We start from the raw sequence: 9545 nt of genomic DNA, 5'->3' as shown, positions 1-9545 counted from the left end.
GAGCCGGCCAGCGCGTACGCGACGACCAGCGGCGGCGACGCCAGGTAGTTCATCTTCACGTCGGGGTTGATCCGGCCCTCGAAGTTGCGGTTGCCCGACAGCACCGAGACGACTGCGAGGTCGTTGTCGCTGACGGCCTGGCTGACCTCGGGGATGAGGGGACCGGAGTTGCCGATGCAGGTCGTGCAGCCGTAGCCGACGAGGTTGAAGCCGAGCTTGTCGAGGTACGGCGTCAGGCCGGACTTCTCGTAGTAGTCCGTCACCACCTTGGAACCGGGGGCCAGGGTCGTCTTGACCCAGGGCTTGCGCTGCAGGCCCTTCTCCACCGCCTTCTTGGCCAGCAGTGCGGCGCCGATCATGACCGAAGGGTTGGACGTGTTGGTGCACGACGTGATCGCGGCGATCGTCACGGCGCCGTGGTCGATCTCGAACTCGGTGCCGTCCTCGAGGGTCACCTGCTGCGGGTTCCGGGCGCGACCGGCTCCGCTCGGCGCCGGTGCGTGCGGCTTGTCACCGTTGGTGCCGCTGCCACTCCTGCTGGGCGTGTCCGAGGCGGGGAAAGACTCGTCGACGGCCTCGTCGTAGCCATCGAGGTCCTGAGGTGCGTAATCGGCCAGGGCTGTGCGGAACGCACCCTTGCTCTCGGTCAGCGACACCCGGTCCTGCGGGCGCTTGGGACCCGCGATCGAGGGGACCACGTCGCCGAGGTCGAGCTCGAGGTACTCCGAGTAGCGGGCCTCGCGGTCGGCGTCGTGCCACAGACCCTGCGCCTTGGCGTAGGCCTCGACCAGGGCAATCTGCTCCTCGCTGCGGCCGGTGAGGCGCAGGTACTTGGTGGTCTCGTCATCGATTGGGAAAACCGCGATGGTTGAGCCGTACTCGGGACTCATGTTGCCGATCGTGGCGCGATTGGCCAGCGGGACTGCGGCGACACCCGGTCCGTAGAACTCGACGAACTTGCCGACGACACCATGCTTGCGGAGCTGTTCGGTGATGACCAGCACGAGATCGGTCGCGGTGGCGCCCTGGGGTAGCTCGCCGGACAGCTTGAAGCCGACGACCCGCGGGATCAGCATGCTGATTGGCTGACCGAGCATCGCGGCCTCGGCCTCGATGCCACCCACGCCCCAGCCGACGACTCCGAGGCCGTTGACCATCGTGGTGTGGGAGTCCGTGCCGACACAGGAGTCCGGGTAGACGACCGTGCTGCCGCCGTCGACCTCACGGGTGAACGCGACACGGGCCAGGTGCTCGATGTTGACCTGGTGCACGATGCCGGTGCCGGGCGGGACGACCTTGAAGTCGTCGAAGGCGCCCTGGCCCCAGCGGAGGAACTGATAGCGCTCGTTGTTGCGCTCGTACTCGATCTCGACATTGCGGGCGAAGGCTTCGGGGGTGCCGAACACATCGGCGACGACCGAGTGGTCAATGACCATCTCGGCCGGGGCAAGCGGATTGATCTTGGTCGCGTCTCCACCGAGGTCCGCCATCGCCTCGCGCATCGTGGCGAGGTCGACGATGCACGGCACGCCGGTGAAGTCCTGCATGATGACGCGGGCAGGCGTGAACTGGATCTCCTTGCTGGGCTGCGCCTCGGCGTCCCACCCGGCCAGCGCCTCGATGTCTGCCTTGGTGATGTCGGCGCCATCCTCGGTGCGCAGCAGCGACTCCAGGAGCACCTTGAGGCTGAACGGGAGGCTCGACACGTCGAGTCCGTCACCGGTCACCGCGTCCAGGCGGTAATAGTCATAGGTGGAGTCCCCGACTGTGAGGGAGTCCTTGGATCCAAAGCTGTCGACGGCCATCGTCTTCTCCTTCGCGTCGTATTCCATCCTGCCCAGCATCGCTGTTCCACGCATGGTCAGGTAGGCCTAACCCGGGGCAAATCTCTCTTGACATCAAGATACATGAGGTCGAGACGATTGCCCACCTCGCCGTCCCTGCGGGTCAGAAGGGCTGCGGGAAGCGCAACAAGGGCGAGTAGTAGGCGATGTACGAGATCGCGACGGTCAGCAGGCCGAGGACACCGAGCACATCGATCGCCACCAGCACACGGCTTCGTCCGGCCGAGGTGACGGCGTCGGAACCGCTTGCCCGGATGACCTTGGTCTGCGCGATCCGGTCCGCGAACCCACGGCCGGACGACAGCAGCAGCGGAATCAGCAGCACCAGCAGCGCAAGATAGGCCGCGCCGCCGAAGTGCCAGCTCTCGGGGGTCGATCTCCGGAGCACGGTCGGCAGCCCGATCGGGATCGCGGCGGCCGCAAGATCCAGCAGGACCGCCATCACGGCTCCGCGCAACAGGCCGCGCAGGGCACCCGTCGGCGCGTCGTCACCGACGTCGACGACTGCGAGCCCGACCCGGTGCTTGCCCAGACTGTGCCCGCGCAGTCCCTGCCGGAGCCCGTTGTTCCAGATGACGAACAGCTCACCGGCTATCAGACCGCTCAGGATCAGATCGTCTGACAGACCGATCGACCAGAACTCCCGCCCGGCACTGTCGACCGTCAGCTCACGGGCAACCCGGCTCAACGTGTAGGCCAACGCTCCGGCCGTGAACGCGGCGCTGAAGAGCAGAGCATCGTGACCAAGGGCCGCGCGCCTCAGCTGACGGATGGTCCGGTAACCGGTCATGACTTGCTCCTATCGCATCGATCGTAGATAGCCGATGAGTCGGCGACCGTCACGTACCCGGTCCGTCCAGATTTTGCCGACACCCAGGAGCATGGCACTCACGGCCGCATCAGCTCGACCCGCGGTGCCGTCACCGCCGGACAAGGACCGCCACGCACTCGACGTGATGCGTCATGGGGAACAACGCGAAGGCGCGAAGTCCGTCCAGCCGGTAGCCCTGCGCGTCGAACGCCGCAAGGTCACGCGCGAGAGCCGCAGGATCGCACGCGACATACACGATTCGGCGCGGCTCCAGGCCGGCGATGCCGCGAACGGCCTTCTTGGCGCCGGTGCGCGGTGGGTCGAGGACGACGACGTCGACGGACTCCCCCAGCGACCCCTGGCCCAGCGCCCGCTCGACGGTCTCACCGACCAGTCGGACCTGCGGCAGGTCATGCAGATTGCGCCGGGCGTCGCGGGAGGCGCCTCGATCGGATTCCACGCTCAGCACGACACCATCCTCGCCGGCTTCATCGGCCAGGAAAGTCGTGAACAGTCCCACACCGGCGTAGAGGTCGAGAACTGTGTCTCCCGGCTCGACCTGGGCGCCCTCCACGACCGCCTCGACCAGGGTCGCTGCCGCGTCGGGGTGCACCTGCCAGAAACCGGAGCCCGAGACCCGGAAGTCGGCGGCGAGCACCTGCTCGACGACAGAACCCTTCCCGCCACGAACCGTCCCGTCCACGGCGACCACACCATCGACGGCGGCCTCGACATCGTCCGGGATGCTGGCATCGGTCACCAGGAGTCGGTCGCCGGTGGATGACACGATCGCTTCAACCGAATCGGCGTCCCAGCTGCGTCCGAGGACCTCGGGCAGATCGGGGTGGGCGATCAGGCAGCGTTCGACCGCGATGATCTCGTGCGAGCGGTGCCGGCGCAGACCGGGCCGTCCGGCCTCATCGACCGCGAACTGCATGCGGGTACGCCAGCCCGTCGAGGAGGGCTCGACTGCTTCGACCTCACCCTCCCAATCGATGTGGGCGAGTCGCCGCAGCTGCTCGCGCACGACATCGCCGAGCAGCGCCCGCTGGACCGCGGGGTCGACATGCTGGAAGTCACACCCGCCGCACTGGCCGGCGTACCGGCACGGGGCCTCGACCCGGCCCGATGCCGGCTCGATGATCTCGATCGCGTCGGCGCGCAGGAATGATGACGAACGATCGGTGATGCGGATCCGCACCCGCTCGCCCGGCAGGGTGTGTCGCACGAAGACGACCTGACCGTCCAGACGGGCGACACAGTGCCCACCGTGGGCCACAGGTCCCACGTCGACGATCGGGTCGCTCATCCGCGGTCCCGGAATCCTCGTCGCACGTCTCCCGGTACCGGTCGCTCCCGTCCGAATCGCCTTCTGGCCCGTCCCGCGGAGCTGAGCTGGTAGGGAACGCTGGTGACCATCACGCCGGGCATGAACAACAGTCGGCCCTTGAGCCGCAGTGCGGTCTGGTTGTGCAGCAGCTGTTCCCACCATCGTCCGACGACGTACTCGGGAATGTAGACCGTGATGATGTCCCTGGGGCTCTGCCGGCGGAGCTCCTTGACGTAACGGACGACGGGGCGGACCAGCTCGCGGTAGGGAGAATTGATCACCTTGAGCGGGATCGGGATCGCCAGCTCGTCCCACTTCGCCATCAGCTCCTCGGTCGCCGCGGGATCGAACTCCACCGTCAGCGCCTCGAGCGTGTTGGGGCGGGAGACGCGGGCGTACGACAGAGCCCGCATGGTCGGTTTGTGCAACCTGCTGACCAGGACGATCGCATGGACCCGTGACGGGAGCATCACGTCGGTGTCGTCGATCTCGAGCTCGGTGGAGACCCGGTCGTAGTGCCGGCCGATGCTGCGCATCAGCATGAACACCGCGACCATCGCCACGATGGCGATCCACGCGCCGGCCAGGAACTTGGTGACCAGCACGATGATCAGGACGGCGAACGTCATGCCCAGACCGATCGAGTTGACGGTGCGTGACCGGTGCATGCGACGCCGCGCCTCGGGATCATTCTCCGTGGTCAGGTGACGGTTCCAGTGCCGGATCATGCCGAGCTGGCTCAGCACGAAGGACACGAACACGCCGACGATGTACAGCTGGATCAGCTTGGTGACCTCGGCATCGAAGGCCTGGATCAGGACGATGGCGGCGACAGCCAGCAAGATGATGCCGTTGCTGAACGTCAGGCGGTCACCACGGGTGTCGAGCTGGCGTGGCAGGTATCCGTCGCGGGCGAGAATCGATCCGAGCACGGGGAAGCCATTGAACGCGGTGTTCGCCGCCAGGACCAGGATGACGCCGGTGCACGCGATGGTGAAGTAGAACAACGGCGTGAAGTCGCTGTAGAGCGTCTTGGCGAGCTGCCCGATCACGGTGTCCTGCTCGTAGGCAGCACCGATCTGCTTCCCGTTCTTGAGCAGCTGGGTGGCCGGATCCTCGACGTACCTCAGCTTCATCAGGTCGGCGAGCACGACGATGCTCATCAGCATGGTGACCGACAGGGTGCCGAGCAGCAGCAGGGTGGTGGCGGCATTCTTGCTCTTGGGCTTCGTGAACGCCGGGACTCCGTTGCTGATGGCCTCCACGCCGGTCAGCGCCGCGCAGCCCGAGGAGAACGCACGGGCCAGCAGGAGCACCATCGCTATGCCGGTGACGCCGTTCTCGTACTGGCTCTCAGGGGCGATCGTGAAGCCCGCGCTGGGCGCCTCGGGGAGGTTGCCGGTCAGGTAGCGGGCGTATCCCCACAGGCCCATCATCAGGATCGCCAGCATGAACAGATACGTCGGAACTGCGAAGGCCTTGCCGGACTCCTTGGTTCCACGCAGGTTCATCGCCATCAGGAGCAGCACGAGCACGCTGGCCGCGCTCGCCTCGTGACCGTTGAGCCAGGGCAGCGCCGAGCTCGCATTCTGCACGCCCGACGAGATGGACACCGCGACAGTCAGGACATAGTCGACCAGGAGCGCGCTGCCGACGGTCAGTCCGGCGGTCGGACCCAGATTGACGGTCGCGACCTCGTAGTCGCCGCCGCCGCTGGGATAGGCGTGCACGTTCTGACGGTAGGAGGCGATGACGACTGCCAGCACCAGCGCCACGGCGATGCCGATCTTCCAGTTGAACGCGTACGCCGAGAGTCCGCCGAGCGACAGCGTCAGGAAGATCTCATCCGGCGCGTACGCCACCGAGGAGAGCGCATCGCTGGCAAAGACTGGAAGCGCGATGCGTTTGGGCAGCAACGTCTCACCGAGTTGCGTGCTGCGGAGCTTGCGGCCGACCAATGCTCGTTTGGCAACCTCGGTGATACCCACGAGAGTCGATGCTAGACCCGTGGGTACTTACGTGCGCGACCACGCTGCTTGCGGTGTAGCGTCGCCTGCGTGCACATCGTCATCATGGGCTGCGGCCGTGTCGGTTCAGCCCTCAGTCGCAGCCTCGAGACACGCGGCCACACCACCGCAGTGATCGACTCGAACCCTGACGCATTCCGTCGCCTCGGGCCCGGTTTCAAGGGGACCACCGTGACCGGCATGGGCTTCGACCGCGAGGTCCTGATCCGTGCGGGCATCGAACGGGCCGATGCCTTCGCCGCGGTGTCCAGCGGCGACAACTCCAACATCATCTCGGCGCGGGTTGCTCGCGAGCAGTTCAAGATCGACAACGTCGTGGCTCGGATCTACGATCCGGGCCGTGCCGAGGTCTACGAGCGACTGGGCGTACCCACCGTGGCGACGGTCCCGTGGGCCGCGGACCAGGTGCTCCGCCGGCTTCTGCCGGCTGGCTCCGAGCCGGCCTGGCGTGACCAGTCCAGCGAGGTCCGCCTCGACCAGGTCTATGCCCCGTTCCCGTGGATCAGTCGCCGGATCGCTGAGCTCGAGGAGGCTGCCGACGTCCGTGTGGCCTTCCTGCGACGGCTCGGCACGGGTGTCATCGCCCGACCAGACACCGTGATCCAGGAAGGCGACTACTTGAGCCTGTTCATGCGCGAGGACACCGCCCAGCACGCCCATGCCGTGCTGGAGTCCGGACCGGAGGCCGACTGATGCGCGTCGTGATCGCCGGAGCCGGAGCGGTTGGCCGCTCGATCGCCCAGGAGCTCATCGACAACGGGCACAGTGTGCTGCTGATCGACAAGTCGCCTTCGGCGATCCGCTCGGACGCCGTGCCGGACGCCCAGTGGCTGCTCGCCGACGCGTGCGAGCTGTCCTCCCTCGAAGAGGCGCAGCTGGAGTCCTGCGACGTCGTCATCTCGGCAACCGGCGACGACAAGGTCAATCTGGTCTGCTCGCTGCTGGCCAAGACCGAGTTCGCCGTGCCCCGCACGGTCGGCCGGGTCAACCACCCCAGCAACGAGTGGCTGTTCAGTGAGTCCTGGGGTGTCGACGTCTCGGTGTCGACCCCGCGACTGATGTCGGCGCTGGTGGAGGAGGCCGTCACGGTCGGAGACCTGGTGCGGCTGTTCACGTTCCGGCAGAGCAACACGACCCTGGTCGAGCTGACGATGCCGGAGAACTCGCCGTTCGTCGGCAAGCGGGTCAGCGAGGTGCCGTGGCCCGGCGACGTCGTCCTGGTCGCGATCCTGCGGGACAACTCGATCCAGACCCCCGATGCTGACCGGTCCCTCGAGGCCGGCGACGAGCTCCTCTTCGTGACCCCCGAGGACGCCGAGGACAACCTCGGCGAGCTTCTCTCCCCGAAGGGCTGAGCACCCAGGTCCGCCCAGGTGGCGGGCGGGCTCAGGCACGCTCGGGCTGGATCGGCGTGTGATTGCGTCCCAACAACCACGCCATGATGGCGAACGAGGCGATCTGCAGTGGCCAACCGAGCACGATCTTGGACGTGCCCAGCAACGCGACGTGATCCGTGGCGTACAGCGGGTACTGCACGAGCACCCGCAGGACGCACGGCAGCGCCATGATCCAGGTGAGCTGCGAGCACAGCTTCACGAGACCGCGGTCGCTGTGCCAAGCCGTGGGATCGCCCATGACGCTGCCGATCATGAAGCCCAGCAGTGGCCACCCCACGAGGATCGAGACGATGAACACGACCGCATAGCCGCCGTTGTAGAGGATGCCGGGCAGGAACACGTCGCGCGCCTCGCCGGACCGCGATGCGAACAGCGCCGCGATGCCGATGCCCAACAAGGAATTGATCACGAACTGCACGGTCGAGCGCTGCGCCAGGCGAACGACCAGCAGCCCGACGGTCGCCACGATGCTGATGACCAACGAGGCCCGGAGATCGTGCGAGATGATCCACGACACGGTGAACAGGACGGTGGGCACGGCGCTCTCGACGATGCCGCGTCGACCACCGAGGGCCTTCGCCAGCTGGGCGCGGACGAGCTGTTCGACGGTGTCGTGCGCGCCAGCAACCCGCGGACCGTCGGGCTGCGTCATGCCTCGAGTTCGTAGCGCGGGTTGTAGATGACCCGGTCGCCCGCTCGCATGCCGATTCGGCCGTGCGCCTTGAGCTGCCGGCCGGCCGCCACGCCCTCGATCCTGCGGCGCCCGAGCCAGATCAGGGTCACACTGTCGGACCCGTCGTACAGCTCGGCTTCGAGGGCCGTGACCTGATCGACCGGCCGCAGTGTCACTGAGCGCAGGACGCCATGAATCGTGACGAACGAGCGGTCCTCCTGGGACACGATGAGCTGGCAGCCAGCCTTGGCGGCGTCGCTCTTGAGCTCGCCCGCCTCGATGTTCTCACTGGATAGTCTCTCCAGCGTTCTGCTGAAACGTCCCATGCCTGAATTCTACTCCTCGTCCGAGGTCACGACCGCGTCAGCGGGCAGTGTCAGCAACAATGCCTCGCGCGGTATCCGAGGCTCCTCACCCCGCACGACGATGACGTTGCGCAGTGCGTCCATCAGGACTCCTTCATCGCTCGGGTTGAGACCCGCTTCGCCCAGGAACGTCCCCCGAAGCAGCCAGCGTGGCCCCTCGATCCCGACGATACGACTGGGCTGGAAACCCTCCTCACCGTCCGGCAGCTCGACCGGCACCCGGATCCGCAGCTCGGGGCCGAACGGTCCCGCGACCTGCTCGCTCTGGCCACCCAGTCGCTCGACCTCGATGATCAGGTCGTCCCGCACCTCGTTCCAGACCCCACCCGAGCGCGTTGCGGCGAAGGCGCGCAGCTCGAGCGCGGCGTCGGCAGTGACCAGCACGACCGATCCGATGTCCTCGGTGTCGGCCTCGGTCGGCAGCTGGATGGCGTAGTCATCGTGCCCGCGCACGATCAGCGCGCCCAGGTCGACGTACGGCTCGTCGTCGTCCGGAGTCTTCTCCGAGGCGTCCCACGGACCGTTCTCCCGAATCTGTGGTGGCGCCTCGACGGAGTCGGCTTGCTCCTCGACCTGGTCGTCGACCCGCTGCTTCTTGCGCCGAAGTGCCATCAGTCGCTTTCCCCCTGGATACCGGCGACCGCATGACCGCCGGTAGAACCGTATCCTCCGGCACCACGGGCGGAGTCGGGCAGCGTCTCGGCCTCGACGAACGTGACCCGCTCGACCTGCTGGATCACCAGCTGCGCGATTCGGTCACCGCGAGACAACGTCACCGACGCGTGCGGGTCGTGGTTGATCAGCAGGACCTTGATCTCTCCACGATACCCGGCATCGATCGTGCCCGGAGTGTTGACGATCGACAGTCCATGACGAAGCGCGAGCCCCGACCGGGGGTGGATGAATCCCGCAAGGCCGTCCGGCAGCGCCAGCGCGACTCCAGTCGGTACCAGCACCCGGGCGCCCGGTGCGAGCTCGACGTCGATCGTCGTCACGAGATCGGCGCCAGCGTCGCCAGGGTGCGCGTACGCCGGCAGCGCCACGTCCGGATCCAGCCGCGTGATGGTCACCTCGAACATGGCTGCGACCCTACCTGCG

The 9545-nt window shown here is 66.9% G+C and carries 10 protein-coding genes; 2 read left to right on the top strand and 8 right to left on the bottom strand.

Going from position 1 to position 9545, the window contains the following annotated elements; all coding sequences use genetic code 11:
• From acnA to WB461_RS08925, 4 genes are all read right to left on the bottom strand, one after another.
• A partial coding sequence (gene acnA / locus WB461_RS08940; protein WP_423852385.1) for an aconitate hydratase AcnA occupies positions 1 to 1805 on the bottom strand: 1805 nt, incomplete at its 3' end.
• Between the two features lie 142 nt (positions 1806 to 1947).
• A complete protein-coding gene (locus tag WB461_RS08935; protein ID WP_423852383.1) occupies positions 1948 to 2634 on the bottom strand; it encodes a hypothetical protein in 687 nt (228 codons plus the stop codon).
• Positions 2635 to 2764: 130 nt separating this feature from the next.
• Complete coding sequence (locus tag WB461_RS08930; RefSeq protein ID WP_423852382.1) at positions 2765 to 3964, bottom strand: class I SAM-dependent RNA methyltransferase; 1200 nt, start codon at positions 3962 to 3964, stop codon at positions 2765 to 2767.
• Positions 3961 to 5973 (bottom strand): APC family permease, encoded by a 2013-nt coding sequence (locus tag WB461_RS08925; RefSeq protein ID WP_423852381.1) that lies wholly within the window; start codon positions 5971 to 5973, stop codon positions 3961 to 3963. Before WB461_RS08925 ends, WB461_RS08930 begins: the two co-directional genes overlap by 4 nt.
• A 69-nt stretch (positions 5974 to 6042) precedes the next feature.
• Here WB461_RS08925 and WB461_RS08920 point away from each other — a divergent pair, with 69 nt between their 5' ends.
• Both WB461_RS08920 and WB461_RS08915 read left to right on the top strand, forming a co-directional pair.
• Positions 6043 to 6705, top strand: a complete 663-nt coding sequence (locus WB461_RS08920; protein ID WP_423852380.1) for a potassium channel family protein — start codon at positions 6043 to 6045, stop codon at positions 6703 to 6705.
• Positions 6705 to 7367 (top strand): potassium channel family protein, encoded by a 663-nt coding sequence (locus tag WB461_RS08915; protein WP_423852379.1) that lies wholly within the window; start codon positions 6705 to 6707, stop codon positions 7365 to 7367. The genes WB461_RS08920 and WB461_RS08915 overlap by 1 nt, the downstream gene beginning before the upstream one ends.
• Positions 7368 to 7398: 31 nt before the next feature.
• Here the strand turns inward: WB461_RS08915 and WB461_RS08910 are convergent, their stop codons facing one another.
• The 4 genes from WB461_RS08910 to dut are packed head-to-tail and all read right to left on the bottom strand — an operon-like array spanning position 7399 to position 9526.
• Complete coding sequence (locus tag WB461_RS08910; protein WP_423852378.1) at positions 7399 to 8061, bottom strand: DUF3159 domain-containing protein; 663 nt, start codon at positions 8059 to 8061, stop codon at positions 7399 to 7401.
• Positions 8058 to 8408, bottom strand: coding sequence for an OB-fold nucleic acid binding domain-containing protein (locus WB461_RS08905; protein WP_423852377.1), 351 nt, complete (start codon positions 8406 to 8408; stop codon positions 8058 to 8060). Before WB461_RS08905 ends, WB461_RS08910 begins: the two co-directional genes overlap by 4 nt.
• Before the next feature lie 9 nt (positions 8409 to 8417).
• Entirely contained in the window at positions 8418 to 9059 is a 642-nt protein-coding gene (locus tag WB461_RS08900) for a DUF3710 domain-containing protein (protein WP_423852376.1), read from the bottom strand.
• The gene (gene dut, locus WB461_RS08895; RefSeq protein WP_423852384.1) at positions 9059 to 9526 is read right to left on the bottom strand and encodes a dUTP diphosphatase; all 468 of its coding nucleotides are present in this window, start codon (positions 9524 to 9526) and stop codon (positions 9059 to 9061) included. The genes WB461_RS08900 and dut overlap by 1 nt, the downstream gene beginning before the upstream one ends.
• Positions 9527 to 9545: the final 19 nt, after the last annotated feature.

The organism is Aeromicrobium sp. (assembly GCF_049587115.1).
In the GTDB taxonomy this organism is placed as follows: domain Bacteria; phylum Actinomycetota; class Actinomycetes; order Propionibacteriales; family Nocardioidaceae; genus Aeromicrobium.
The sequence above is the reverse complement of the archived record's forward strand: the minus strand, read 5'-3'. Positions and strand labels throughout refer to the sequence as shown.